At 73.4% G+C, this 26,138-nt stretch carries 23 protein-coding genes and 1 riboswitch; of the genes, 8 read left to right on the top strand and 15 right to left on the bottom strand.

Annotated elements, in window-relative coordinates:
• Nucleotides 1–13 precede the first annotated feature (13 nt).
• A complete protein-coding gene (locus OOK31_RS06055; RefSeq protein WP_267011278.1) occupies nt 14–1,426 on the top strand; it encodes an amino acid permease in 1,413 nt (470 codons plus the stop codon).
• Nucleotides 1,427–1,467: 41 nt separating this feature from the next.
• Nucleotides 1,468–1,911 (top strand): SRPBCC family protein, encoded by a 444-nt coding sequence (locus OOK31_RS06050; protein WP_267011277.1) that lies wholly within the window; start codon nt 1,468–1,470, stop codon nt 1,909–1,911.
• Between the two features lie 54 nt (nt 1,912–1,965).
• On the opposite strand, the gene OOK31_RS06045 is transcribed toward OOK31_RS06050, so the two are convergent.
• Both OOK31_RS06045 and OOK31_RS06040 read right to left on the bottom strand, forming a co-directional pair.
• Nucleotides 1,966–3,543 (bottom strand): RNA polymerase sigma factor, encoded by a 1,578-nt coding sequence (locus OOK31_RS06045; protein ID WP_267011276.1) that lies wholly within the window; start codon nt 3,541–3,543, stop codon nt 1,966–1,968.
• A 237-nt stretch (nt 3,544–3,780) separates the two neighbouring features.
• Nucleotides 3,781–4,542, bottom strand: a complete 762-nt coding sequence (locus OOK31_RS06040) for a methyltransferase domain-containing protein (RefSeq protein WP_267011275.1) — start codon at nt 4,540–4,542, stop codon at nt 3,781–3,783.
• A gap of 57 nt (nt 4,543–4,599) precedes the next feature.
• Nucleotides 4,600–4,700: riboswitch (ZMP/ZTP riboswitch) on the top strand.
• Between the two features lie 28 nt (nt 4,701–4,728).
• Between OOK31_RS06040 and OOK31_RS06035 the strand changes: the two genes are divergently transcribed.
• Together OOK31_RS06035 and OOK31_RS06030 are read left to right on the top strand one after the other, a co-directional pair.
• Complete coding sequence (locus tag OOK31_RS06035; RefSeq protein ID WP_267011274.1) at nt 4,729–5,598, top strand: bifunctional 5,10-methylenetetrahydrofolate dehydrogenase/5,10-methenyltetrahydrofolate cyclohydrolase; 870 nt, start codon at nt 4,729–4,731, stop codon at nt 5,596–5,598.
• A 196-nt stretch (nt 5,599–5,794) separates the two neighbouring features.
• Nucleotides 5,795–7,036, top strand: coding sequence for an NADH:flavin oxidoreductase/NADH oxidase family protein (locus OOK31_RS06030; RefSeq protein ID WP_267011273.1), 1,242 nt, complete (start codon nt 5,795–5,797; stop codon nt 7,034–7,036).
• 18 nt (nt 7,037–7,054) lie between these two features.
• Here OOK31_RS06030 and OOK31_RS06025 read toward each other — a convergent pair whose 3' ends face one another.
• A complete protein-coding gene (locus OOK31_RS06025; RefSeq protein ID WP_267011272.1) occupies nt 7,055–7,882 on the bottom strand; it encodes a DUF2182 domain-containing protein in 828 nt (275 codons plus the stop codon).
• Between the two features lie 199 nt (nt 7,883–8,081).
• Between OOK31_RS06025 and OOK31_RS06020 the strand changes: the two genes are divergently transcribed.
• Nucleotides 8,082–8,732 carry a DUF1326 domain-containing protein gene (locus OOK31_RS06020; protein ID WP_267011271.1) on the top strand — a complete coding sequence of 217 codons (651 nt, stop codon included), beginning with the start codon at nt 8,082–8,084 and terminating at the stop codon, nt 8,730–8,732.
• Here the strand turns inward: OOK31_RS06020 and OOK31_RS06015 are convergent.
• The 4 genes from OOK31_RS06015 to OOK31_RS06000 all read right to left on the bottom strand — a co-directional run bounded on the left by OOK31_RS06015 (nt 8,729) and on the right by OOK31_RS06000 (nt 13,103).
• Nucleotides 8,729–9,934 carry an MAB_1171c family putative transporter gene (locus OOK31_RS06015; protein ID WP_267011270.1) on the bottom strand — a complete coding sequence of 402 codons (1,206 nt, stop codon included), beginning with the start codon at nt 9,932–9,934 and terminating at the stop codon, nt 8,729–8,731. The genes OOK31_RS06020 and OOK31_RS06015 overlap by 4 nt on opposite strands.
• Complete coding sequence (locus OOK31_RS06010) at nt 9,931–11,349, bottom strand: NAD(P)/FAD-dependent oxidoreductase (protein WP_267011269.1); 1,419 nt, start codon at nt 11,347–11,349, stop codon at nt 9,931–9,933. Before OOK31_RS06010 ends, OOK31_RS06015 begins: the two co-directional genes overlap by 4 nt.
• 144 nt (nt 11,350–11,493) lie before the next feature.
• On the bottom strand, nt 11,494–12,057 hold the full coding sequence (locus OOK31_RS06005) for a toxin-antitoxin system, toxin component (RefSeq protein WP_267011268.1): 564 nt from the start codon (nt 12,055–12,057) through the stop codon (nt 11,494–11,496).
• On the bottom strand, nt 12,054–13,103 hold the full coding sequence (locus tag OOK31_RS06000) for a hypothetical protein (protein ID WP_267011267.1): 1,050 nt from the start codon (nt 13,101–13,103) through the stop codon (nt 12,054–12,056). Before OOK31_RS06000 ends, OOK31_RS06005 begins: the two co-directional genes overlap by 4 nt.
• A 306-nt stretch (nt 13,104–13,409) precedes the next feature.
• On the opposite strand from OOK31_RS06000, the gene OOK31_RS05995 reads away from it, so the two are divergent.
• Nucleotides 13,410–13,826 carry a hypothetical protein gene (locus tag OOK31_RS05995; protein ID WP_267011266.1) on the top strand — a complete coding sequence of 139 codons (417 nt, stop codon included), beginning with the start codon at nt 13,410–13,412 and terminating at the stop codon, nt 13,824–13,826.
• Here OOK31_RS05995 and OOK31_RS05990 read toward each other — a convergent pair.
• Complete coding sequence (locus tag OOK31_RS05990) at nt 13,812–14,606, bottom strand: helix-turn-helix domain-containing protein (RefSeq protein WP_267011265.1); 795 nt, start codon at nt 14,604–14,606, stop codon at nt 13,812–13,814. The two genes, OOK31_RS05995 and OOK31_RS05990, sit on opposite strands and share 15 nt — an antisense overlap.
• Nucleotides 14,607–14,651: 45 nt before the next feature.
• Nucleotides 14,652–16,436 (bottom strand): FAD-dependent oxidoreductase, encoded by a 1,785-nt coding sequence (locus OOK31_RS05985; protein ID WP_267011264.1) that lies wholly within the window; start codon nt 16,434–16,436, stop codon nt 14,652–14,654.
• A 170-nt stretch (nt 16,437–16,606) separates the two neighbouring features.
• Between OOK31_RS05985 and OOK31_RS05980 the strand changes: the two genes are divergently transcribed.
• Nucleotides 16,607–16,912, top strand: coding sequence for a 4a-hydroxytetrahydrobiopterin dehydratase (locus tag OOK31_RS05980; RefSeq protein ID WP_267011263.1), 306 nt, complete (start codon nt 16,607–16,609; stop codon nt 16,910–16,912).
• The gene (locus OOK31_RS05975) at nt 16,912–17,688 is read left to right on the top strand and encodes a class I SAM-dependent methyltransferase (RefSeq protein WP_267011261.1); all 777 of its coding nucleotides are present in this window, start codon (nt 16,912–16,914) and stop codon (nt 17,686–17,688) included. The genes OOK31_RS05980 and OOK31_RS05975 overlap by 1 nt, the downstream gene beginning before the upstream one ends.
• A gap of 10 nt (nt 17,689–17,698) precedes the next feature.
• Here OOK31_RS05975 and OOK31_RS05970 read toward each other — a convergent pair whose 3' ends face one another.
• From OOK31_RS05970 to OOK31_RS05945, 6 genes are all read right to left on the bottom strand, one after another.
• Complete coding sequence (locus OOK31_RS05970; RefSeq protein WP_267011260.1) at nt 17,699–18,124, bottom strand: RICIN domain-containing protein; 426 nt, start codon at nt 18,122–18,124, stop codon at nt 17,699–17,701.
• A gap of 11 nt (nt 18,125–18,135) precedes the next feature.
• Nucleotides 18,136–18,978, bottom strand: a complete 843-nt coding sequence (locus OOK31_RS05965; protein ID WP_323188196.1) for an aldo/keto reductase — start codon at nt 18,976–18,978, stop codon at nt 18,136–18,138.
• A gap of 116 nt (nt 18,979–19,094) precedes the next feature.
• Entirely contained in the window at nt 19,095–19,865 is a 771-nt protein-coding gene (locus tag OOK31_RS05960; protein WP_267011258.1) for an ABC transporter ATP-binding protein, read from the bottom strand.
• The gene (locus OOK31_RS05955) at nt 19,862–22,918 is read right to left on the bottom strand and encodes an ATP-binding cassette domain-containing protein (RefSeq protein ID WP_267011257.1); all 3,057 of its coding nucleotides are present in this window, start codon (nt 22,916–22,918) and stop codon (nt 19,862–19,864) included. Before OOK31_RS05955 ends, OOK31_RS05960 begins: the two co-directional genes overlap by 4 nt.
• Nucleotides 22,919–22,927: 9 nt before the next feature.
• Nucleotides 22,928–24,196: an ABC transporter substrate-binding protein gene (locus OOK31_RS05950; RefSeq protein ID WP_267011256.1), complete on the bottom strand. Its 1,269-nt coding sequence runs from the start codon at nt 24,194–24,196 to the stop codon at nt 22,928–22,930.
• Between the two features lie 112 nt (nt 24,197–24,308).
• Nucleotides 24,309–26,132, bottom strand: coding sequence for a long-chain fatty acid--CoA ligase (locus OOK31_RS05945; protein WP_267011846.1), 1,824 nt, complete (start codon nt 26,130–26,132; stop codon nt 24,309–24,311).
• Between the last annotated feature and the right edge of the window lie 6 nt (nt 26,133–26,138).

Here is a 26,138-nt window from a genome sequence, read left to right as displayed (position 1 = left end):
AGGCGCACCACCGATGACCAGCACCATAGCCCCGCCGCCCACCGAGACGGACGCAGGCCCCGACGCCGGCCGGGGCTCCGGTCCCCACGCCCGCCGCTTCGGGCTCCCCGTGGCCGTCTGCCTCGTCATGGGCAACATCATCGGCGGCGGGATCTTCCTGCTCCCCGCCTCGGTCGCCCCCTTCGGCACCGTCAGCCTCGTGGCCTTCGGCGTCCTGACCCTCGGCGCGATCGCCCTCGCCCTGGTCTTCGGCCGGCTCGCCGAACGCCACCCGCAGACCGGCGGCCCCTACGTCTACGTCCGCGCCGCCTTCGGGGACTTCGCCGGCTTCCTCGCCGCGTACAGCTACTGGATCACCACCTGGGTCTCCAACGCCGCCCTCGCCGTGGCGGCCGTCGGCTACCTCGGCGTGCTCTTCCCGGCGATCGGCGCGCACAAGTGGTCGATGTGCCTGGCCGCCCTCGCCGTCCAGTGGCTGCCCGCCCTCGCCAACCTGGCCGGGACGCGTTACGTCGGCGCCGTCCAGCTGGTCGCGACCGTCCTGAAGCTGGCCCCGCTGCTGCTGGTGGCCGTGGGCGGGCTCTTCTTCTTCGACCCGGCGAACCTCGGCCCCTTCCGGGCCACCGACCAGAGCCCGGTCGGGGCGGTCTCCGCCGCCGCCGCGATCCTGCTCTTCAGCTACCTCGGCGTGGAGTCGGCCGCCGTCAGCGCGGGCGAGGTCCGCGACCCCGCGCGCAACGTCCGCCGGGCCACGATCCTCGGCACCGTGGGCGCCGCCACCGTGTACCTGCTCGGCACCCTGTCGGTCTTCGGCCTGGTGGCCCACGAGAAGCTGGTCTCCTCCCAGGCCCCCTTCACCGACGCCGTGAACGCGATGTTTTCTGAAAACGGAGGGGCCGGCGGGAGCTGGGGCGGCACGCTCGTCGCCTGCGCCGCCGTGATCTCGATGGTCGGCGCCCTCAACGGCTGGACCCTGCTCAGCGCGCAGACCCCGTACGCCGCCGCCAAGGACGGGCTCTTCCCCAAGGTCTTCGAGAAGACGAGGCGCGGGGTCCCCGTGGCCGGCGTCCTCGTCACGGTCGTCCTGGCCTCCGGCCTGACCGTGTACAACTACACGGCCGGCTCCGAGGGCGTCTTCGAGGTCCTGGTCCTGGTCACCACCTTCACGGCGACCGTCCCCTACCTGCTCTCCACCGCTGCTCAGCTGTACTTCCTGGCCTCCGGCCAGACCGAGCGGGTCCGGCGCGGGCAGCTGGTCCGCGACGCCTCCCTGGCCTGCCTGGCCTTCGCCTTCTCGATGTGGCTGGTCGCCGGCTCCGGGTACGCGGCCGTCTACCAGGGAGTCCTGTTCCTCTTCGCGGGAGTCCTCGTCTACGCGCTGATGTCCGCCCGCAAGCGCCGCGCGGCCGTTTCCCCCGAGGGGTAATTTGGAGGGAGAGGCCGCCAGGGGGGCTCTAAGGGGTCGCCATGTCCGCGATCAGCAACAGCATCGACATCGACCGCAGACCCGAGGACGTCTACGCGTACGTGACGGACCCCACGCACCTGCCGGAGTGGCAGGACAGCGCCGTGTCCGCCGTCCCCATGGGCGACCTCCCCGTCCACGTCGGGTCGAGGGTCCTCATCACCCGGCAGATCGGCAAGCGCCGGATCCCCACGACCGTGGAGTTCACGGAACTCGACCCGCCGAGGAGCTGGCACGTCCACGGCGTCGACGGACCGGTCCGGCCGGACGTCCGGGGCAGGATCGAACCCCTCGACGGCGGGACCCGTTCGCGCGTCACGCTGTCCGTCGACTTCGAGGGCCACGGCATGGGCAGGGGCCTCGTCCCCCTCGTGGTGAAGCCCATGATCCGCAAGGAGATGCCCCGCAGCGAGGAGAAGCTCAAGCACCTGCTGGAGCACTCGTGACAACAGGGGCCGGGGTGCACCCGAACGGGCACACCCCGGCCCCTGCCGGCCTGCTCAGTCGAGGTAGTCGCGCAGCACCTGCGAACGCGACGGGTGGCGCAGCTTCGACATGGTCTTGGACTCGATCTGGCGGATGCGCTCACGGGTGACCCCGTACACGCGGCCGATCTCGTCCAGGGTCTTCGGCTGGCCGTCGTTGAGGCCGTAGCGCATGGAGACCACGCCCGCCTCACGCTCGGAGAGCGTGCCCAGGATCGACTGCAGCTGCTCCTGGAGGAAGGTGAAGGACACCGCGTCCGCCGGGACGACCGCCTCGGAGTCCTCGATGAGGTCACCGAACTCGCTGTCGCCCTCCTCACCCAGGGGGGTGTGCAGGGAGATCGGCTCACGGCCGTACTTCTGGACCTCGATGACCTTCTCAGGGGTCATGTCGAGCTCCTTGCCCAGCTCCTCCGGAGTGGGCTCCCGGCCGAGGTCCTGGAGCATCTGGCGCTGCACACGGGCGAGCTTGTTGATGATCTCGACCATGTGGACGGGGATGCGGATCGTGCGGGACTGGTCCGCCATGGCACGCGTGATCGCCTGGCGGATCCACCAGGTCGCGTACGTGGAGAACTTGAAGCCCTTGGTGTAGTCGAACTTCTCCACCGCGCGGATCAGACCGACGTTGCCCTCCTGGATCAGGTCCAGGAAGAGCATGCCGCGGCCGGTGTAGCGCTTGGCCAGGGAGACCACGAGGCGGAGGTTGGCCTCCAGCAGGTGGTTCTTGGCGCGGCGGCCGTCCTCGACGAGGATCTCCAGCTCGCGCTTGAACGCGGGCTTGTGGTCCTCCTCCTCTTCGAGCTTGTACTCGGAGAAGAGACCCGCCTCGATGCGCTTGGCGAGCTCGACCTCCTGCTCGGCGTTGAGGAGCGGCACCTTGCCGATCAGCTTCAGGTAGTCCTTGACGGGGTCGGCGGTGGCGCCGGCGACCATGACCGTCTGCGCCGGGGCGTCGTCCTCGTCGTCGTCGGACAGCACGAAGCCCTGGGTGCCGCCCGTCTTGGGCGTCTCCTCCTCGGCCTCGTCGGCGAGGTCCTCGACGGCCCAGTCCTCGCCCTCGACGGCCGGGTTCTCACCGTCGTCGGCGTCCTTGGCACCGGCCTTCTTCGTGGCGGCGGTCTTCTTGGTGGCCGTGGTCTTCTTCGCGGCGGTCTTCTTGACCACGCGCTTCTTGGGCTCGGCGGCGGCGTCGGCCGTCGCCTCGTCGCCGGTGGCGTCGGCCGTCGGAGCGGATATCGCCGCAGCGGTGGCCGTGGCCGCCGTCTTGCGCGCGCCGATGGGGCGCGGCGCGGCGGCCGCCTTCTTGGTCACGGTGCGGGCGGGGGCGGCTGCCTTGCGGGGCTTCTTGGCAGCGGCCTTGGTGGCGGGGGCGGCGCTGACGTGGAGGGCGACACCCTCCTCGTCCAGGACCTGGTTCAGGCTGCGCAGGACCCGCTTCCACTGGTCCACCGGGATGCGGCCGGCCTCGAAGGCCTGACGCACATCGTCACCGTTGATGTGACCCTGCTCGCGGCCGCGCTCGACGAGCGCGACGAGGGCCTCCGATTCGGCGATCTCCGGAGGGAACGTACGGGACGGGCTGAGCGACACAAGGAGCCTCTCGTTGCGAACAGATAAGGGGTGGGCGGGACATCATCGCGCGAACTCGGGAAACAGACCCGAGGGGGGTCTGTATTCCGGGCCGCGCGAGGACACCTGTCGGTTCATCGCATGCCCGAGTCGATTCGTTACGCGCTGAATTGAGTGACCTGCGCCACGCTGTGGCCGCGCAACCGATCCGGCGTGGATCCGTCCGCTCCGGAATGCCGTCTTCCGACGGTCTCCGGGTCAGTCCTTCTTGCGGGCCTCGATCAGGAACCGGGCGGTGTGCGCGACGAACGGGCCTTCGCGTCCGATCCGTTCGTGGAGCTCGCGCAGCCGGTCCCGGTACTGCCCGACCGTGAAGCCGGGCACCATCCAGATCACCTTCCGTAGAAAGTAGATCACGGCTCCGATGTCGTGGAACTCCGTCCGCAGCCGTTCGGAGCGCAGATCGACGACGTCGAGGCCCGCCCGGGTGGCGTCGGCGACCGCGTCGTCGGGGTGCCGGGAGCGCCGGACCTCCTCCGGCTGCGGGCCCAGGAAGAACTCGACCAGCTCGAAGACGCTCGACGGGCCGACCTGCTGCGAGAGGTAGGTGCCGCCCGGCGCCAGCACCCGGGCGACCTCCTCCCACCAGATGGTCACCGGGTGACGGCTGGCGACCAGCTCGAAGGCGCCGTCGCCGAAGGGCAGCGGCGGCTCGTCGGAGTCAGCGACCACGACCGCCCCCAGCGGGTGCAGCAGCTTCGTCGCCCTGTCGATGTTCGGCGGCCAGGACTCGGTGGCCGCCGTCAGCGGGGGCAGCGGCCCCGCCCCCGCGAGGACCTCGCCCCCGCCGGTCTGGATGTCCAGGGCGGACCGCACCCGGGCCAGGCGCTCGGCCAGGAGCCGCTGGTAGCCCCAGGAAGGGCGCTGCTCGGTGGCCCGGCCGTCCAGCCAGGAGAAGTCCCAGCCGTCCACGGAGACGGTCTCGGCCTCGGCGACAAGATGGTCGAAAGTGCGCGTCATGTGTCGATCGTCCCAGGCCGGAGCCCGATGAACCACCGGATATGTCGACTACAGTGGGCGGCGGGCCGTGACTGGCGTTCGGGTGGATCACCACCGGGGAGCGGCCCGGCGTACCTCTGTCCTCCGTACGCCGCCTGCCGCGCGCCTGGGCGAACCGCGATCCGCAGCGACGTTCAGGAGACCCCTATGACGACTGCCACTGCCCAGCTGATGGACGGCACGGCCCTCGCCCGCCGCATCTCCGAGCAGACCGCCGCCCACGCGGCGAAGATCACCGAGCGCACCGGCACCGCACCCTGCCTGGCCACGGTCCTCGTCGGCGAGGACCCCGCGTCCGTCACCTACGTACGCATGAAGCAGAACCGCTGTGCCAAGGCCGGGATCACCTCCCGCCACGTGGAGCTGCCCGCCTCCACCACCACCGAGGAGCTCGTCGCCGCCCTCACCGCCCTCTCCGAGGACCCGGAGATCAGCGGCATCCTGCTCCAGCACCCCGTCCCGCACCACATCGACGAGCGCGCCGCCTTCGAGGCCATCGCCCCCGGCAAGGACGTCGACGGGGTCACCATGCACTCCTTCGCCGCCATGGGCTTCGGGCTGCCCGGCTTCGTCTCCTGCACCCCCGGCGGCATCATGCGCCTGCTGGAGGCCTACGACGTGGACCTCACCGGCAAGCACGCCGTCGTGGTCGGCCGCAGCGCGATCCTCGGCAAGCCGGCCGGGATGCTGCTGCTGGAGAAGAACGCCACCGTCACCTACTGCCACTCCCGCACCCAGGACCTGCCCTCGATCGTGCGCCAGGCGGACGTGCTGGTCGCCGCCGTCGGCAAGGCCGAGTTCATCCGGGGCGAGGACATCAAGCCCGGCGCGGTCGTCCTGGACGCCGGCTACAACGAGGGCAACGTCGGCGACGTGCACTTCGAGTCGGCCGCCGAGCGTGCCTCGCTGATCACCCCGGTGCCCGGCGGCGTCGGCCCCATGACCATCGCCGTCCTGCTGGAGCAGACGGTCCAGGCGGCGGCCGCGCAGGCCGGGCTGGACCTCGCGGACCTCTGACCCCCGCCGCACGCGACGGCGTACGGCGAACGCCCCGGACCCTTCGGTCCGGGGCGTTCCCTTTTGGCCCGGACCGGGCCGCCCGAGCCCGTACGGCGGTCCCTGCGGGAACCGGACGGACGTGCGGGAAATGGCGGGTATCTTGTGGCCCGGGTTGCCGCACGGCCCGTGCCACACGCTTTTGGGGGGATTTGTCATGGACCTCTTCACGCCACTCGAACTACCCGGCGGTACGACCCTCCCGAACCGCCTGGCCAAGGCGGCCATGGAGGAGAGCCTCGCCGCACAGCCCGGCCAGCTCCCCGACGACCGCGTCGAACGGCTCTACGCCCGCTGGGCACGCGGCGGCGCCGGACTGCTGATCACCGGCAACGTGATGGTCGACCGGCGGGCCCTCACCGCCCCCGGCACCATCGTCCTCGACGCAGACTCCCCGCTGGAGCCCTTCCGCCGCTGGGCCCGGGCCGCGTCGGAAGGCGGCGGCCAGGTCTGGATGCAGATCAACCATCCCGGCCGCCAGGTCGGCTCCGACATGCCCGGCACCGCCTGGGCCCCCTCCGCCGTCGGCATCAGCCTCGGCCGGCACACCAAACGCTTCGCCCGCCCCACCGCCATGACCGAGGCCGACATCGAGGCCACCGTCACCCGCTTCGCCGTCACCGCCGGCCGCGCCGAGGAAGCGGGCTTCCACGGAGTCCAGATCCACGCCGCGCACGGCTACCTGCTCAGCCAGTTCCTCTCCCCGCTCGTCAACCGGCGCACCGACCGCTGGGGCGGCAGCCTGGAGAACCGCGTCCGGCTGCTCACCGAGGTCGTCGCCGCCGTCCGCGCCGAGGTCTCCGCCGGCTTCGCCATCGGCATCAAGCTGAACGCCGCCGACTTCCAGCGCGGCGGCTTCGACATCGAGGAGGCCGGACAGGTCCTCGCGCTCCTCGGCGGCCTCGGCGTGGACCTCGTCGAACTGTCCGGCGGCAGCGTCGAGAGCCCCGCCACCCTCGGGCGCACCGCCGACCGGCGGACCTTGGAGCGCGAGGCGTACTTCCTGTCCCTCGCCGAAGGCCTGCTGGAGGCAGCCACCGTCCCGCTCATGCTGACCGGCGGCATCGCCGGCCGCGCCACCGCCGAACGGGTCCTGGGCCGCGGCGTCGCCGTCGTCGGCATGGCCTCCGCCCTGGCCCTGCGCCCCGACCTGCCCGCACGCTGGCGGGCCGGCGAGGACGTACGGGTGAGCGTGCCCCGGCTCGCGTGGAAGGACGGGGACCTGGCCGGCGCCGCCGTGCTGGCCCTGATGCGGTTCCAGCTGTCCCGCCTGGCCCAGGGCCGCGAACCCCGCCCCACGGCCTCGCCCCGCTGGGCCCTGACCGCCGACAGCCTCCGCCACCGCCGCAGACTGCGCGCGTACGGCGCCTGGCTCGCCCGCGAACCCGCGCCGCACTAGACACGCACTAGACAGGCCCTAGGGGCGGAACATCTCCGGCATGGGCGACTGCGGCGGGACCAGCCCTGGCAGCAGCCAGGGCTGGAAGAGGCTCAGGACCGCGAGGACGACGAAGGCGGCCCCGACGACCTGCGAGAAGACGGGGCCCAGCCGCCAGAGCTTCTCCACGAAGATCACCGCGGCCACCGCGGCCATCGCCAGGACGTTCATGACGCCCAGCGGGACGAGCACGACCATCAGCCCCCAGCAGCAGCCCACGCAGTACGCCCCGTGGTGCGCCCCGACCCGCAGATCGCGGGCCCGGGGCCGGAAGCCCGCGTAGCGCACGAGCTGGCCCATCGGGCTCCGGCAGTGCCGCAGGCAGAGGTCCTTCCAGGGGCCGAACTGGTACAGCCCGGCGACCAGGAAGGCCCCGGCACCGATCCAGCGCCCGGCGCCCGGGTGCGCGTCCACCAGGGCCCCGGTCCCGGCGAGGAGCCCGTAGGCGATCAGGCCGAAGGCCGTCCAGGCCAGCAGGTACCCGCCGACGAACTGGGCGGTACGAGCCACCCGCACGACTCCCGTGGGCGACCGGCGCCCGATGGCCCGCGCCCAGGTGAGGGCCACCGGGGCCACCGACGGGAACATCATGGCGATCATCATGACCAGCCACAGCAGCAGGAACAGCGGGACGCCCATCCCCATGGTTCCCGGCTCGACCCCCATGTCACGGGCCTGGTCGACCACCAGCACCCAGGCGAGGAGGGCGAGGGACGCCATCACGGACCAGGCGAACGCGAGCTGCCGGGCCGACAGCAGATTCGCCGGACGCAGAGGGGGTGACAGGGCCTTCCGGTCGAGGCGCACACCTCCAGCACATCACGGCGGACCCGCGCGTGCGCGCGGGAACGCGTGTACGCGGAACACACCTCCTCCGGGTGACCCCTGCGGTGGGACAATCGGGATGGACACCCGTACGACCCGGGCGTGGGCCGGCGATGGCCCCCGGGGGCTCTGCCGTCCTCCCGAGACCGACGTCCCGGCACGGTCACGAGGAGGCAGGGAGATGTCCGAGACGACGGCAACCGTTCCCCGGTGGCACGCGGCGGGCGACTGGTTCGACACCTGCAAGTGCAACGTGCCCTGCCCCTGCTCGTTCGCACAGCTGCCCACCCACGGCGATTGCGACGGCATCCTGGCCTGGCACATCCGCGAGGGCCGTTACGGTGACGTACGGCTGGACGGCCTGAACGTGCTGATGCTGGCCTCGTTCGTCGGCAACATCTGGGCCGAGCACACGGACACGTACGCCGCGGTCTTCGTCGACGAGCGCGCCGACGCCCCCCAGCGCGAGGCGCTCCAGATGATCTTCGGTGGGCAGGCGGGCAGTTGGCCCGCCGAGATGGTGAGCATGATGGGCGGCGAAATGCGCGGCATGGAGTTCGCCCCCATCGAGATCGAGGTCGCCGACGACCTCGCGAGCTGGCGGGCCGTGGTACCGGGCCGGGTCGAGGCGAGCGCGGTCGCGCTCACGGGACCCACGACCCCGGAGGGTGCGCGCGTCCAGTCGACCAACCTGCCGGGTGCGGAGACCGGACCGGGCCAGGTCGCGACCTGGGGCCGCTCGACGATGGACCGGGCCGATGCCCACGGCTTCCTCTGGAGCCGCGAAGGCCGCTCCAGCAAGCACATCACCTTCGACTGGACCGGGCCCTAGGCCGTCGGCTCCGGTGTCCGGCAGGCGCCGCGGCGGGCCGCCGCGACGATGGGGGAGCGGCGGAACTCCCGGGCCAGTGCCGCCAGTGGCTGGGCGTCCAGCGGGTACGGGTCCCCCTCGCCCGGGCCGGAGCCCGCCGGGGGGCCGTCCGCGCCGGCCTGCTCGGCGGCCGCCCGGTGGTGGCAGGCGACGGCGAGCATGGCCGCGTCCGCCACGACGGAGGCGGCCGCCTCCGGCAGACCCTGGCGGCGCGCGGCCTCGTAGGCGGTCCGCCGCACGGCGGGGTCGAACCAGCTCACCAGGGCCAGCAGCCCGTCGTCGATCACCGACTCCCGGTGGATCAGCCGGATCCCGACCGGCGACCACCAGGTGAGCGGCACCGTCGTCACACTGCGCGACGCGAACCCGTGCAGCGCCTTCCACAGCGGGCGCAGCCGCCGGTACTGGCTGAAGTCCCGCCAGGCGGCCGAACCGCCGACCATCGGCACCACGAACCCGGTGCCCACCATCAGCGCCGCCGCCGAGGCCATCGGCGGGGCCGCGTACGTGGACAGCCAGTCCCAGTCACGGCCCGCCCAACGGGCTCCCACGGCCGCCCACTTGGCGACGATGTAGCCGAGGTCCAGCACCCCGCCGAGCGTCAGCAGGGCCAGCCCCGAGCGCAGCGGCCGCAGCGCGGGGTCGACGCGCAACAGCCACTTCAGGGACAGCAGGGTCAGCGCGGCGCTGCCCGCGGTGTGCGCGAGGAGGTAGCAGACGATCATCTCGCGGATCCAGGGCGTGTTGGCGTAGTACGTGTCCAGGTCCCGCAGCCGCTCCACCGGCGCGTCCCCGACCACGAACAGCGCGACGATCGCCACGCTCACCGCGCCGAACACCCCGACCGTCACCCGGGTCGCCCGCCGTACGGCCGGCGCCGGGCCCCCCGACCAGTGCAGGATCAGCACGATCGAGGCCCCCGAGAAGGCGGTCAGGACCCCGTACACCAGCGGGGCGGCGCAGTTCACGATCCCGGTGATCCGGTTGACCGCCGCGAGCGAGGGCGGCGCCGCCAGGAAGGTGAGCAGGCAGCCGACGGCCAGCAGCGCGCACACGGCCCGCATGATCGGCTGGTCCCAGCCCCGGCGCAGGTCGGGGGCCTTGATCAGCAGGGCCAGCACCATCACCGACCCCGCCAGGTAGAGGACCAGACCGTCCTTCACCGGGCGCGGTCCGCGGGGTCGGCGCCCAGTCCGGCGACCGTCCGCTCCGCAGCGGTGAGCGGCGGCGCCTTCAGGGCGCCCTGCGGGGAGGCCCGCAGCACCCGCCACACCACCTCGGGCCGGAACCAGGAGGTGGGCGGGCTGGTCATCGTGATGACCTCGAAGAAGGCCTCGGTCAGCGGCTCCTGGGTGGTGGCCCCGGTGATGAGCCGGTTCACGTAGGCGTCGAGCAGCCCCGCGCCCGGCTTCGGCTTCATGCCGGTGGCGCCCGGGTACATGATGTCCTGCGAGGTGGCGAGGTCCCAGGCGGTGGACACCTGCGGGGCGAGCGCGCGCTGCGCCGCGTTGCCGAAGCCGGGCTGGGAGAGCCCCTTGGAGCGCAGCAGCGCGCGGACCGCGAGGAGCCCCCGCGCGGCGACCGTCATGCCCTGCCCGTAGAGCGGGTTGAAGGTCGCGACGGAGTCGCCGACCGCGAAGAAGCCGTCGGGCAGGTCCGCCTTCTCGAAGTGGATCCGCCGGTTCGTGGTGCCCTGGGTGACGGCGACGTCGGTGAGGGGCTTACGGCCTTCGAGGAGCTCGCCGACGATCGGGTGGCGGATGTCCTTGGCGAACGGGATGAAGGCGTCGGGGTCGTTCGTCGGCTGCCCGCCCCGGGTGCCGGACAGGGTGGCCTGCCACTGGCCGTCCTCGATGGGGACGATCGTCGCGGTCCGGCCGGGGACGGGCACGCGCGGGTCGGACTGGACGTTGACGATGGGGAAGCCCATCTCGTGCGCCCCGGCGGGCGCCTCGTAGATCCGGGTCGCGTAGACCAGCCCGGAGTCGACCTCGGACTGGCGGATACCGCCGGTGCCGAGCGCCTCCAGCCAGACGCGGGCCCGGGAGCCGCGCCCGCTGGCGTCGACGACGAGGTCCGCCGCGAGCAGCCGGCCCTCCTCCTCGGGGGTGTCGACGCGTACACCGGTGACCCGGGCGGCCGTACCTTCCAGGGCGCGCACCCGGCTCTGCTGGAGGGTGGTGACCCCCGGCAGCGCGACGACGCGCCGGCGGACCACCGAGTCGAGCAGGTCGCGGCTGCAGGAGATGTTGAACTGCTTCTCGTCGCAGCGCGGGATCCAGCCCTGGGCGGTCATCGTGACCAGGTCGGTGGGCAGGCTGCGGCGGAGCGCTCCGGCCGCGGTCCACTCCTGGGTGATGCCCGGCAGGATCTCCTCGATGGCACGCGCCCCGCCCGACCACAGGACGTGGACGTGCCGGGCCTGGGGCAGTCCCCGCCGGGCCTGCGGGCTGTCGGGCAGCGTGTCGGCGTCGATGATCGTGACCGTCGCGTGCTCGGCGAGGACGGCGGCCGCGAGGAGGCCGGCCATGCTGCCGCCGATGACGACGGCGTGGCGGGGCGGGGTGGACTGGGTCATCGTGTGGTGCTCTCTGTCAGGCCGCACGGAGTCCGGCTGCGGCGTAGGTGATGGGGAGGAGCGGGGCCGGAACGGGCGCGGGACGCGGCGGCTCGTGGCCGCTCGCGCGCGGCGCCAGTGCTGTGACCGGAAAGGGCCGCCGCGCTAGCGGCTCCAGCCGAGCGAGGTCTTGATCCGCTCGATCTCCTCGGGGAACCTCTCCTGCCGGGGTGGTGGAAGTAAGGTCTTGAGGATCTTGCCGAGGTGCAGGCCGAAGGTCTCGGCCCGGATCTCCGCCGGATCCCCCAGGTCGGCGCGGGCCGCGGCCCGCCGGACGACGGCGTCCAGTCCGGAGTCCGAACGCAGCAGCTCGGTCAGGCTGCCCCGCGGTCCGGTGAGGCGCGCGGCCACCGCCATGCCGGGGCCGTGGCTGTCGCAGCTGCCCTCGGCCACGTGCCACAGCTCGTGGCAGGCGATGACGAGCTGGTGCTCGGGGCGGGTGCGCGCCTCGATGACGAGGAGGTCCCGGTCGTCCAGCTTCAGCCACAGCCCGCTCGCGGTGTCCGGCGGGAACGGGGCGAAGCGCGCCTCCACCGGCCGGCCGCCCGCGCGGCGCCCGAAGGCGGCGCAGACGCCGCCGATGATCTCGGCCGCGCCGCCCGGCGGCGCGACGTGCGCGTGCGCCAGCAGATCGGCGCCGAGCCTGCGCATGGCCCGGGTGGTCCTCATGGCGCTTCCCCCTCGGAAGTGTGTTCCGTGCGTGTGGGCGGGTCCGGATCCGGACCACGCTCCGGTTCTGCGGGAGGGCGCAGCCGCCCCTCCCGTGCGAGCAGTTCGTCGAGGTAGTCGGCCAGCGACTTCCAGCCCGCCGGCGAGAGCTGCCCGGCCCGCGTCACGATGCTCCGTACGTCGTGCGCCCGCAGCACGGCCAGCATCGGGTTCGCGGCCTCCGGCTCCGGGGTCCGCAACTCCCGCTCGATCTCCTGGAGTACGCCGGCCAGCGCCTCGGTGTCGTCGGCCATCAGGAAGCCGCCCTCCACCCCGTAGAACCGCTGGATCCCGGCGGCCGCGGCGAGGTTGGGCAGGCCCTCGCCCCGGGCGAGGCGGGTCAGTGACTGCCCGGAGGCGTCGAAGGAGCCGGCGATGGCCGTCAGCGAGTGGGGCTGGCCGTCGGGGCGCGGGCGGGTCCGGCGCAGGTGCTCGAACCGCAGGCGCACCTGCTCCTTGAGCGGGAGCCGCGGCGGCTGCCCGTCGAGGGTCAGCCGGATGGCCTGCGGGGTGAGCCCGCTGAGGTACGAGAGGCGGTCGAGGTCGTCGGGGGCGACGGGGCCGTCCGGTCCGTGCGGGGCGGTGGCCAGGGCCCGTTCCACCGCGCTCTTGCTGTCGGCCAGCAGGAAGCCGGCGTAGACCCCGAAGAAGCGCTGCACGCCCGCCGCGTGGCCCAGCCGGGGCAGTCCGGTGCCGGCGTTCAGCGGGCCCAGGGAGGCGCCGGGCGCCTGGAACTCCTCGGCTATCGCGGCGAGCGGCCACTCCCGGCCGTGCTTGTCGCGGCGCGTGGCGCGCAGCCGCAGGAACCGCAGGTGCACCCGCCGCTCCAGCGGGAGCTCGGCCGCCGTGCCCGCCACCACCCGGGGGACCAGCTCCGGTGAGACCCCGGAGAGATGGCTGAGCCGCTCCACCGCCAGGACCTCGGCCGGGTCCTGCCCGCGCCGCCGCGCAAGCTCCACGACGCGGTCCCAGGCCTCGGCGAGGTCGGGTCGGTCGGCGGCTCGCACCGGCAAATTCTCCGTATGTCGACAGGACGTTCGAGTGATTCGGCTCCGCGCAGCCTAGCCGCCGGTCCTGCCCCGAACCAGCGCTTCCCCAACGTTTCCTGCCGCCCGTCTCAAAAAAGGTTGGCATCCCGGGGCCACCGGACCCCTCTCCCGCCGGACCCGCCCGCCGCACGTCATGACCTCCGGGGTAATCGACCCGGTCCGCGGCCCGGCCGCACAGTGGGGGCAGCGGGTTCCGGAGCCGCGCACTCGGCCCCGGGACCCGCACCCACCCGCACGTCCGACCCCGATGGAGGCTGATTCCCGATGTCCGCGACCCTGATCGGCGGTATCGCCCGCACCACCGCCCCCGAGACCGCGCTGCGCCGCTTCCTCGCCCTCGACTCCGTCGTCACCACCGGCAACGGCCTCGCCTACGTGGCCTTCTCCGCGCCGCTCGGCCGGCTGCTCGGCATCGGGCAGGGGCTGCTGCTCGAACTCGGCATCCTGCTCGTGGTCTACGGGGCGGCGGTCGGCTGGCTGGCCTCGCGGCGCCGGCCCCCGGTCCTGCCGGTCCGCCTGGTGATCGAGACCAACTACGTGTGGGCCGCCCTGAGTCTGGTGGCGCTCTTCGCGTGGTTCTCCCCGACCACCGCCGGCACCGTGTGGATCCCGGCGCAGGCCCTCACCGTCGGCGGCTTCGCCCTGCTCCAGCAGCTCGCCCTGCGCTCAGTCACCAAGTGAGCGCAGGTACTTCACCGTCGCCGGGTCGGCCGGGAGCATCGTCTCGATGGCCAGCTCGGCGACGGTCACGTCCATCGGCGTGTTGAAGGTCGCGATCGAGGACACGAAGGACAGCAGCTGCCCGTCGTGCTCGATGACCAGCGGCAGCGCGATGTACGGAACCGGCTCCGCGGGCTCCCCGTCCCCCGGGCGTTCGGCGACCGGGTACGCGGACACCTCCTCGTACAGGGCGCGCAGCGGTTCGGAGCGGGCCAGCGCGATCTGCCGTTCCATCTGGGCCAGCAGGTGGCCGCGCCACTCCCGCAGGTTGTGGATCCTCGGGGCCAGCCCCTGCGGGTGCAGGGTGATCCGCATGGCGTTCAGCGGCGGGGTCAGCAGGTGCTCGGGCAGCCCGTCCAGCAGCATCATGATGCCCCGGTTGGCGGCGACGACCTGGTACGTGGCGTCGACGACCAGCGCCGGATAGGGCTCGTAGCCCGTCAGCAGCCGCTGGATGCCCTCGCGCAGGGTCTCCATCGCGGGGGCGTCCAGCGGGGTCTGCGCGTAGTGCGGGGCGTAACCCGCCGCCAGCAGCAGGGCGTTGCGCTCCCGTACCGGTACGTCGAGCCGGTCGGCGAGCCGCAGCACCATCTCCTCGCTCGGCCGGGACCGCCCGGTCTCGATGAAGCTGATGTGCCGGGAGGAGGAGTCGGCGCGGCCCGCCAGTTCCAGCTGGCTGATCCCGCGCCGCTCCCGCCAGGTGCGGAGCAGGACGCCGACGGTGGGCGTGGTGGAGGTCATGGACACGAAGGTAACGGAGCGCCCCGCCCCCCGGCCCGGCGGCGCTCAGCCCAGGTCGAAGACGTTGCGCAGGCCGAGCCGGTAGCGCCACAGGTCGTGCCGTTTGGCCGGTTCCACCTCGGGCGCCCGGTACAGCGGGGCGACGGTGCACCGCGCCGCCGTCGAACCCTCCCGGTCCAGCAGGGAGTTGACGGCCGCGCGGGCCGAGGCGTTGGCCCCTTCCATCGTGGCCAGGTCGATGTCGACGGCGACGTAGTCCCCGCTGAGGAAGAAGTTCGGGATCCGGGTGCCCGCGCTCGGCCGGTTGTGGAGGGTGCCGGTGGGGTGGATCAGCAGCTCGTCCTGGTTGGTGGGGTTCGGCGTGCCCAGTCCGTCCACCCCCGGGTCCAGGAACCACGAGTGCAGGGCGCCGTCCGTGAGCGCGGTCCGGCCGGTGTCGTTGAGGGCGGCCTTCAGCTGCGCCCACACCTCCCGCGCCACCTCCTCCCGCGTGCACTGCTTGGCCGTCTTCCCGTACAGGATCCCGGGCTTGTCCCACTCGGAGATGTCCACCGACAGGCAGTCCACGGCCGCGCCGTCGCCGTAGTCGGCCGGGAAGTCGCGGTCCGGCCAGTGTTCGGCCTGCTGGATCGCCGTCAACGACCAGGGGGAGTCGATGCAGTTGAGGTGTCCGTGGACGAGCGGGGCGCGGGCCGTGAGGTAGAACTGGATGCCGGTCATCCAGTCGGTCTCCAGCCGGTCGCAGCGCCCGAGCATCGGGTCGGCGGCCCGCAGCGCCGGGCTCCAGGTTCGGCGGGCGTGCTCGACGGGCAGGGCGCTGACGTAGTGGTCGGCGGTGACGGTCCGGCGTTCCCCGGCGGGGTCCAGGACCCCCACGCCGCTCACCCGGCCGTTCTCGCAGCGCACCTCCTGGACCGTCCAGCCGATTCTGAACTCCACGCCGAGGGAGCGCAGATGGGCCTCCCAGGGGTCGATCCAGGCCTCGTTCGTCGGCAGGTTCAGGATCCGGTCCGGCGGGCCGTCCGCGCCCCGGCCCAGCAGGTTGAAGACGAAGGCCTCGCCGAGGGTCCCGACCGTCCGGGTGGACGCCTCCTCGGCCTTGGTGGCCACGATGTTGCGGGTGATTCCGATCGCCAGGATCCGCTGGTACTCGGAGGACATCCGGGCCGCCCGGGTGAACTCCCACCACGGGGTGCGCTCCCACTCCTCGTCGCGGCGCTCGTCGCAGCTGGTGAGGAAGACCAGGGCGCGGTTCACGAAGTACGCCGTCTCGTGCGCGGGCAGCCGCACCAGGGACTCCAGGATCCCGGTCAGGGCCCGGCGCAGCTCCTCCGGCGTCAGCGCGGCGGGGGAGTGCTCCGGCCAGGGGATGGGTGCGCGCAGGTCCTCGCGGCCGCCGGAGCGGGCGAACATCATCTCGCGCGGGGCGACGAGGTTGTCCCACACCCCGTGGGCGTTCCCGGGGAAGGGGATGCGCCGCATCGTGTCCGGCAGGTTGTGGTAGATGCCCGGGATGAAGCGGAAGCCGTGCTCGGCGGGCAGCGGGCGGCGTCCGCCGCGGGCGCTGCCGGGTACGTCCATGCTGCGGGCCTTGCCGCCGAGCGCGCGGCGTTCGTACACGGTGACGGCGTAGCCCCGCTCCGCGAGTTCGTGCGCGGCGGTCAGCCCGGCGACGCCCCCGCCGAGCACGGCCACGCTCCGGCGGGCCGGCGCGCCCGCACCCGAAGCGCTTCCGGCGGCCTGCGCCGGGCCCGCCGTCAGGGCTCCCGTGGCGGCCGCGGCACCCGCTCCCGCGATGAAGGTGCGCCTGGAACTGCCCGTACGCGCCATTCCTGCCTCCTTGTTACCGGTGGTAACCCTCGGTCCGGCGCAGGAGCATAGGGGGCGCCCGCGACACGCGGAAGCGCGCGGGAGCACCCGTGCGCACTATGGCGTGAAAGGGTCCACCCGGCGCGCACTGTGGGAAACTGACCACACGTCACGGGGTAAGGAGAACGCGGATGCCGAGTGAGCCGCTGTCGCAGAAGGAGATCGAGGACCGCCTGAGGGAACTCCCCGGCTGGTCCTTCGAGGACGACCGGATCATCCGCACCTACCGGGTGGGCACGCACCGGGCCGCCAGCGCCCTGGTCGCCCACATCTGCGTCGTCCAGGACGAACTGAACCACCACTCCGACCTCACCCTCGGCTACAACACCGTCCGCCTCTCGGTGAACAGCCACGACGCCGGCGGCCGGGTCACCGAGACCGACTTCGCCCTCGCCGAACGGGTGGAGGCCCTCGCCCCCGCCCACGGCGCGAACTGATGCCGCTCGCGAAACCCCTCCTCGACTACGACGCCGAGGCCGAGGTCTACGACGCCACGCGCGGCGGCGTCCCCCGCGCCGAGGCCGCCGCCGACGCGGTCCTCGGGCTGCTCCCGCCCGGCACCCGGACCCTGCTCGACCTCGGCTGCGGCACCGGCATCGTCACCACCCGCCTCACCCGGCCCGGCCTGACCGTCCTCGGCGCCGACGCCTCGTACGGCATGGCCGCCATGGCCGCCCGGCGCGGCGTCCGGGCCGTCCTCGGCTCCGCCACCCGGCTGCCCGTGCGCTCCGCCTCCCTGGACGCGGTCAGCGCCGTCTGGCTGCTGCACCTGCTGCGGGAGCCCGGCGTCGTACCCGAGCTGATCGCGGAGGCGGCCCGGGTCCTGCGCCCCGGCGGGGTGTTCGTGACCACCGTGGACAAGGACGCCGCGCACGACGTGGGCAGCGACATCGACACCGTGCTGGCCCCGCACCTGACGGCCGCCCCGGCGGACTCCGGCGCACAGGTGGAAGCCTGGGCACGCCGGTCCGCACTGCTTCCGGCCGGGGAGGCCCGGTTCACCGGCCACGGCCAGGGCCGCAGCCCGCGCCAGGCCGCCGCCGCGCTGCTCGCGGGCCGGTACGCCTCCAGGATCAGCCCCCGGGGCACCACCCCCGCCGAGCTCGCGGCCCGGCTGGAGGCGCTGGCGGACCCGGACGCGGCACGCGCGGAACCCTCGTACCGCGTACGGGCCTTCGTACGGGCCTTCGTACGGACCTCCGTACGGGCCTGACCGCGAAGGTCTACGCCGGCTCCAGCCGCCACCACTGCGACGGGGAGTCGGTGTCCTCGCCCTGCCGGGCCCGGCCCTCCTCGTCGGCCTCCAGGTACAGGCCGCTGATGCTCGCCATGAGGGAGACCACCCCCGGATCGTCGAGGTGCTCCTCGACGACCCACTCCTGAGCACCGAAGGCGTTGGCCCGCCACACCTGCACCCGGGCGCCGCTGTCCGTCGAGGCGTTCGCGACGTCGAGACGCCGGCCGTTGTCCTCGCTCACCACGTGGAAGATCCCGCCGCCGCTGTGCGTGGGCGAGATCCGCCACCGGCGGGCCGCCGCCGGAGCGGGTGGCCCGTCCGGGCCGACCCGCACCCGGGAGGCGCCCTCCAGCTGGAGCACCAGCCCACTGTCCACGTTCCGGATCCGGTAGACCCCGTCAGGGGCGTTCACGCGCGGCCCCCTCAGACGTCGAAGACGGCCGGGTCCGGCCCGATCCGGCGGCCGTCGGCGCCCAGCGCGTCCAGCGCCGCCAGGTCGGCGGCGTCCAGCTCGAAGCCGAAGACGTCCAGGTTCTCCCGGATCCGGGACGGCGTCACCGACTTCGGGATCACGACGTTCCCCAGCTGCAGGTGCCAGCGCAGCACCACCTGCGCGGCGCTGCGGCCGTGCTTGGCGGCGACGGCGGCCACCGCCGGGAGGGTGAGCAGCTCCTTGCCCTGGCCCAGCGGCGACCACGCCTCCGTGGCGATCCCGAGGGAGGAGTGCAGGGCGCGCAGCTCGGCCTGCGGGAAGAGCGGGTGCAGCTCGATCTGGTTCACGGCCGGGACCAGCGCGCTCTCGGCGCCGAGCCGCTCGAGGTCCTGCGGGCGGAAGTTCGACACGCCGACGGCCTTCGCGCGGCCGCTCGCCGCGATCTCCTCGAAGGTCTTCCAGATGCCGAGGAAGTCGTCGCGCATCGGGCGCGGCCAGTGGATCAGGTACAGGTCGAGGTGGTCCAGGCCCAGCTTGTCCAGCGAGTCGTCGAAGGCGCGCAGCACCTCGTCGCGGCCCCACCGCTGCTTCGGGCCGTTCCACAGCTTGGTGGTGACGAAGAGTTCCTCGCGCGGCAGGCCGGACGCGGCCACGGCCCGGCCGGTGCCCCGCTCGTTGCCGTAGATCGCCGCCGTGTCGATGCTGCGGTAGCCGGCCTCCAGCGCGGTCCCGACGGCCCGCTCGGCCTCGGAGTCCGGGACCTGCCAGACGCCGTAGCCGAGCTGGGGCATGCGCGTGCCGTTGTTGAGCTGGATGGTGGGGACCTGGTTCACGTCTGGTCGTTCCTCGGGGTCGGTGCGGGGCATGGCCCGGGGCCACGGTGTACGAGGGGCGACAACCGGCCCCCCGCACACCCTATTCCCGCCACCCCGCGCCCTCCCGGAGCCGCTCAGGCCGTCCCGAGGTACGCCTCCCGTACGCGCGGGTCCGCCCGCACCTCGGCCGGCGTCCCCTCCGCGAGGACCGCCCCGAGGTCCAGTACGACGACCCGCGCGCAGACGGCCGTCACGAACGCCACGTCGTGCTCGACCAGCAGTACCGCGCAGCCCTCCTCCTCCGCCAGCCGCCGCACCACCTGGGCCAGCCGGGCCCGCTCAGGCCCCGACAGCCCCGAGGCCGGCTCGTCGAGGAGCAGCACCCGCGGCGGATCGGCCACCGCCCGGGCCACCTCCACCATCCGGGCCTGCCCCACCGGCAGCCCGCCCGCGTACGAGGCCCCGAGGTCCCCGATCCCGCAGTCCGCCAGCACCTCCTCGCCCCGCGCGCGGCGGGCCCGCTCCCGCGCCCGCCGGCCCGGCCGGGCGAGCAGATCGGCCGCGAGCCCGCCACCGCCGCCCCGCCACTCCTGGGCGACCAGCACGTTGTCGGCGACGCTCAGCTGCCCGAACAGCTGCTGGCGCTGGAAGGTACGGCGCATCCCGTGCCGGGCCCGCCACACGGGGGAGCGGCGGCCGATGTCCACCCCGTCGAGCAGCAGCCGGCCGCGGTCGGGCCGCCGGATCCCGGAGAGCACGTCGAACAGGGTGGTCTTCCCGGCCCCGTTCGGCCCGATCAGCCCGCACACCTCCCCGGCCCGCACCCCGAGGTCCACCCCGCCGAGCGCGGTAACCCCGCCGAACCGCACGACGACCCCCCGCGCCTCCAACACGAACCCACTCACCCCACCACCCCCGAAACACCCCCACCAACCCCGTCCTCCGCCACCGGGCCCCGTCCGGACGGGTCTCCCGCCTCAGGGCCCCGGCCCTGCCCGCCCTCCCGCTCCCGGCCTCCGCGGGGCCCGTCTCCCGGCCCCCGGGGATCGTGCCGCCCGAGCTCACGCCCCTCGGCCCCGTGCCGTCCTGCCTCCCGCTGCGCGGGCCCGGGAGCGTGGGGTTCGGTCTCGTGGGTCGGTGGGAGGGGCGGGGTGCTGCCCAGGTAGGCCTCGGTGAGGCGGTCCGCCTCCACCTCCGCGCGGGGACCGCACCACGCCACCCGGCCCTGGGCGAGGTAGGCGACGGTGTCGGCGACCCCGAGGATCCCGGCGGCCTTCTCCTCCACCAGCAGCAGCGCGGTCCCGGCGTCCCGGAGCTCCGTGAGCAGCCCGTACACCACCTCCACCACGCGCGGCGCGAGCCCGAGCGAGGGCTCGTCCGCGATCAGCACCCGGGGCGGCCGCTGCAACAGCGGGGCCAGCGCCAGCATCTGCTGCTCCCCGCCCGACAGGGCACCCGCGGCCACCGACCGGCGCTCCGCGAGCCGGGGGAACCGGTCGTAGACGGCGGCCCGTTCCCGCGCCTCCCCGAGGTACAGGGCGAGGTTCTCCTCGATGGTGAGCGCGGGGAAGATCCCCCGCCCCTCGGGCGCGAGCAGCACCCCGCCCCGGGAACGCCGTACGGGCCCGTCGCGCGTCGCGTCCCGCCCGGCCACGCGGACCACCCCGCCCGCCGGCGGCAGCAGCCCGGCGGCCACCCGGCACGCGGTGCTCTTGCCCGCGCCGTTGGGCCCGAGCACGGCGAGGATCTCGCCCTGCCGCACGGTGAGGTCCACCCCGTGCAGCACGATCCCCCCGTCGTACCCGGCACTCACCCCGCGCAGCTCCAACGCGGGGGCGGAGCGCGACGCCGCACCGGCCCCCGGTACCCCACCCCCCGTTCCGACAACAGCCGCCCCGGGGAAGCCCCGGCCACCCGCACCCACGTCCGACGCCACAGCTCCGGCCCCGGCCCCGACCCCGGCCCCGACCCCGGCTCCGGTGTCCCGGCCGGTCGGGCCGCCGGTCACGCCGTCGGTACGCGCGGCGTGGCCCGCCCGGTCACCCGTCAGGCGGCCCCTCCGCCTCGCCCAGCGCAGCGGCACGGCCGCGCAGTAGCCGTCCGGGTCGTTGGCCAGGGCCAGGCCGGCCAGGCCGAAGAGGATCACCGGGAGGTGTGCCGACGGGGTGACGTAGTCCGCCATCAGGCGCGGGGCGACGGCGAACACCAGCCCCGCCACCACCGCGTACTGCGGCCTGCGCACCCCGGCCGCCACCACCACCGCCAGCCACACGAGCCCCGTCATCGCGGTGAAGTCCGTAGCCGTGATCCGGGTGTTGTACGAGGCGTACAGCACGCCCCCGAAGCCCGCGAGCCCCGCCGACAGGGTGAACAGCAGCAGTTTGGTGCGCAGGACGGATACCCCGGAGGCCATGGCCGCGGCCGGGGCCGACCGTACGGCCAGCATGGCCCGCCCGGACGGGGAGTCGCGCAGCGCGCTCAGCCCGGCGGAGACCAGCGCGAGCAGCACCACGAGGGCCACTCCCAGCGCCCGGTCGTCGGAGAGGTCCAGCGGTCCGGCCACCGGCCGCGGGACCGGCCAGCCGGCGTCCCCGCCCCGCAGCCACCGCATCTGGAACAGCACCTGGTCCGCGAGGAACGCCAGCGCCAGCGTGGCCAGTGCCAGCGAACGCCCCCCGAGGCGCAGCGCGGGCAGCGCGACCAGCGCCCCCAGCAGGGCCGCCGCGCAGGTTCCCACGGCCAGCGCCGCGACGAAGGGCCAGCCCCGGCTCATCAGCAGCCCGGCCACGAGCGCGGCCCCGGTGACGAAGGTGGCCTGCGCCAGCGAGACCATCGCGCCGAGCCCGGTCACCACGGTGAAGGAGAGGAACACGAGGGAGACGGCGAGTCCTTGCGCGAGCAGCCCGGTCCAGAAGGGGGTGGTCACGGTGTAGAAGGCCACGCACAGCAGTCCGGCGCCCGCCGCCCACACCCCCCACCTGCGCCCCCAGGCCGCTCCCGCGAGATGGTCGGCCGGTACCGGCTCCACGGCGGCGACCCCGGCCGTCCGGGCCCGCCGGGTCAGGACCAGCAGCCCGCCGAAGAGGATCAGGAACGGTACCGCCGTACGGAAGCCGGTGATCCCCTCGGCGAAGGACGCGTACCCGGCGACCAGGTTCTGCACGACCCCGAGTCCGAGCCCGCCCGCGAAGGCGAGCGGCACGGAGGCGAACCGTCCGATCACCGCGGCCGTCGCCGACACGAACAGGAACAGGGTGAAGTCGTGCGCGGACAGCCCCAGCAGCGGGGTGGCCAGCACCCCGGCGAGCCCCGCCAGCCCGGACGAGATCATCCAGGCCACCGAGGACAGCCGGTCGGCGCTGATCCCGCGCAGCTCGGTCAGGGTGCGGTTGTCGACGGCGGCCCGCAGCCGCAGCCCCAGCCGGGTGTGCCGCATCAGCACCCACAGGGCCACCGCCACCACCGCCGTCACCACCCAGGTGATCAGCTGGTCGGAGTCGATCCCGATCCCGTCCGCGAGCTGCCAGGACCGCGCGGGGCTGGGCCCCACCCCGGGCAGCCCGAACTGGTTCTCGGCGGGTTTGACGGGGGCGCCCGCGTCGGACAGCAGCTCCACCGCCCAGAGTCCGGCGGCGGGCAGTGCCACCAGCAGGCCGATGGTCGCCACGATCTGCGCGCTCTCCCCGACCCGCGCGAGCCGCCGGAACATCAGCCGGTCCAGCCCCCAGCCGAGGCCGGGGGCCAGGACGCACACCACCAGCAGCGCGGCCGGGACGGCGGGCCAGCCCAGCCCGGAGTGCAGCTCGTAGAAGGTGAGCGCGCACAGGTAGGCGGTGGCCCCGTGCGCGAAGTTGAACAGTCCGGACGCCGAGTACGACAGCACCAGCCCGGTGGCCAGCAGCGCGTACAGGGCGCCGGAGACCAGGCCGCTCAGCACGAAGACGAGCAGATCTCCCATGCGCCGGGCCTACTTGAAGGGGATCGGTTCGTGGCACTTGAACGGTACGGACACCTCGTACGCCCCGTTCTTCAGCTGGACCAGCGCCCCGCAGCCGAAGCTGTCCTTCTGCCCCTTGGGCTCGGCCCGGTCGCCGACGAGGGTGCCGGTGTCGGAGAAGCTCTGCGCGGCGTTCTGGAAGTGGGTGAGGGTGAGGTCCTTGCCGGCCTTCTGTGCGATCGACAGGAACAGGTCGGCCGACATGTACCCGGTCAACATGTGCATGTTCAGGGGGACTTGCTGTCCGCCCGAGGCGGCCTTGATGTCGGCCTTGAACTGCGCCATCTTCGGGTTCGCCGATTCGAAGGGCTCGAACTGGAGCAGGACGTGCACCCCGTCGAGGGCCTGCTTGGTGGCGTCCTTGGCGAGCAGGCCCGGGTCGTAGTCGGTCGGGTCGGAGAGCACGCCCTTGTACCCGCCGCGCTTGAGCGCGGTGAACAGCCCGATGTTGTTGGGGGTCTGCATGACGGAGACGACCGCGTCCGGGGCCTTGCCGCCGTCGCCGGCGAGGATCTCCTTCACGTACGCGGACCAGTCGCTGGGCACGGCGGTCGCCGGTACGGAGGCCTTGGCGTAGGAGACCTTGAACCCGGCGCTGGCGAAGCCCTGCTGGAAGGTGCGGATGCCGAACTTCCCGGCGTCGCTGTCGTTGGCGATGATCGCGACCGACTTGCCGGCCGCCCCGCCGAGCACCTGGGCGATGCCCTCGGGCCAGGTCTGGTTGAGGGTGCCGCCGGGGGAGGGGACCAGGCAGCCGTTGAACCCGTAGATGTACTTGGGGCCGCAGAAGGAGGGCAGGGTGCCCCAGCCGAAGGTGGGGACCTGTTCCTGCTCCAGGAAGTCCGCGCCGGAGAAGGTGACCGAGCTCATCGGGGCGACGGCGAACACCTTGTCCTGCTGGACGAGTTTGCGGGCGGCCGCCAGGTTCTTCCCGGGGTCCTGGCCGTCGTCCTCCGCGCCGATGTATTCGATCTTCCGGCCGTTGACCCCGCCCTCGGCGTTGGCCCGCGCGTAGCGGGCCCGGGCCCCGAGGTCGGTGTCCTTCTTGCTGTAGCCGCTGGCGCTGGTCATCGACACGATGCCGCCGACCTTGACCGAGTCGGCGGTGACCCCGCGGGTGACCCCGAAGGACTGTCCGGGCTTGCCCTCCGGATCGGTGTGGTTCGAGGCGGAGTTGCAGGCGGAGACGAGCGCGAGGGCGGCTGCCGCAGCGGCCAGGGCGCGGATAGGTCGCGACATGTGTGGGATCCCCTCCGGTCGGAATCCCCGCATTCTGTGCGTGACCTGACGGACCGTCAATATTTACGCCGAAGTAAAATGACGAATCGTCAGAAACAGCGGGCCGCAGCCCTCACGACGGGTACAGGGCGGAGATCTCCCGCGCGTACGCCTTCTCGATGGCCCGGCGCTTCAGCTTCAACGAGGGCGTCAGCAGCCCGCGTTCCTCCGTGAACTGTTCCGCCAGCACCCGGAAGGCGCGGATCCCCTCGGCCTGCGAGACCAGGGTGTTCGCCGCCACCACCGCACGGCGCACCTCCGCCGTCAGCGCCGGATCGTCCACCACCTCCGCCGCCGTCCGCTGCGCGAGCCCGCGCATCGACAGCCAGTGCGCCATCCCCTCCATGTCCAGGGTCACCAGCGCCGCCACGAACGGCCGGTCGTTGCCCACCAGTACGCAGTGCGACACCAGCGGATGCGAGCGCACCCGCTCCTCCAGCGCGGCCGGCGCCACGCTCTTGCCGTTGGAGGTCACCAGGATCTCCTTCTTGCGCCCGGTGATGGTCAGGTAGCCGTCCTTGTCCAGCCGGCCCAGGTCCCCCGTCGCCAGCCAGCCCCCGCGCAGCACCTCCTCCGTCGCCCGGGGATCGCCCAGGTAGCCGGAGAACACGTGGGGGCCGTACAGCCAGACCTCCCCGTCGTCGGCGATGTGGACCGTACTGCCCGGGATCGGCGGCCCCACCGTCCCGTACTTGACCGCCCCCGGCGGATTCGCGGTGGCGGCCGCGCAGGACTCCGTCAGCCCGTACCCCTCGAACACCGTGATCCCGGCGCCGTCGAAGAACAGCCCCAGCCGCCGCGACATCGCCGACCCGCCCGACATAGCGTGCCGCACCCGGCCGCCCATCGCCGCGCGGACCTTCCCGTACACCAGCCTCTCGAACAGCTGGTGCTCCATCCGCAGCCCCGCCGAGGGGCCGGGACCGGCCCCGAAGGCCTTCTGCTCGCGCGCCTCCGCGTACCGTACGGCCGTCTCCACCGCCCGGTCGAAGGCACCGGCGCGCCCCTCGGCCTCCGCCTTGCGGCGCGCGCCCGCGAACACCTTCTCGAAGACGTGCGGCACCCCCAGCACGAAGGTCGGCCGGAAGGCCGCCAGGTCCGGCAGGAGCTCGGCGGCGGCCAGCACCGGCTGGTGCCCGAGCTTGACCCGCGCCCGTACGGCCGCCACCTCCACCATCCGCCCGAAGACGTGCGCCAGCGGCAGGAACAGCAGGGTCGACGGCTGCTCCCCGGGCCCGGCCCGGAACACCGACTCCCAGCGCGCCACCAGGGTGTCGGCCTCGAACATGAAGTTCGCGTGCGTGAGGACACAGCCCTTGGGCCGGCCCGTGGTCCCCGAGGTGTAGATGACGGTGGCGACGGCGTCCGGCGTCACCGCCCCGCGGTGGCGGTGCACCACGTCCTCGGCCACCGTCCGTCCGGCCTCCACCAGGGCGTCGACCGCCCCCGCGTCGAGCTGCCACAGCAGGCGCAGCGCCGGCAGCCGCTCGATCACCGAGCCCACCGTCATCGCCTGGTCCTCGTCCTCCACCACACAGCCCGCGCAGCCGGAGTCCTGGAGGATCCAGTGCACCTGCTCCGCCGAGGACGACGGGTAGACGGGGACGGGCTGCGCGCCGACCGCCCACAGCGCGAAGTCGAACAGCGTCCACTCGTACCGGGTCCGGGACATGACGGCGACCCGGTCCCCGAAGCGGATCCCCTGCGCCAGCAGCCCCTTGGCGAGCGAGAGCACCTCGCCGGCGAACTCCCCGGACGTGACGTCCCGCCAGACCCCGCCCGTCTTGCGCCCGAGCACCACCCGGTCCGGATCCTGGCGCGCGTACGCGAACACGGCGTCGGCCAGCCCGCCGGCCGGCGTGCCCGTGACCTCGGGTGGGACGGTGAACTCGCGCAGCATCCC

Origin of the sequence: Streptomyces sp. NBC_00249 (assembly GCF_026342355.1) — a bacterium.
Taxonomy (GTDB): Bacteria; Actinomycetota; Actinomycetes; order Streptomycetales; family Streptomycetaceae; genus Streptomyces.
Note: the sequence above shows the minus strand (reverse complement) of the source record. Positions and strands in the feature narration are given on the sequence as shown.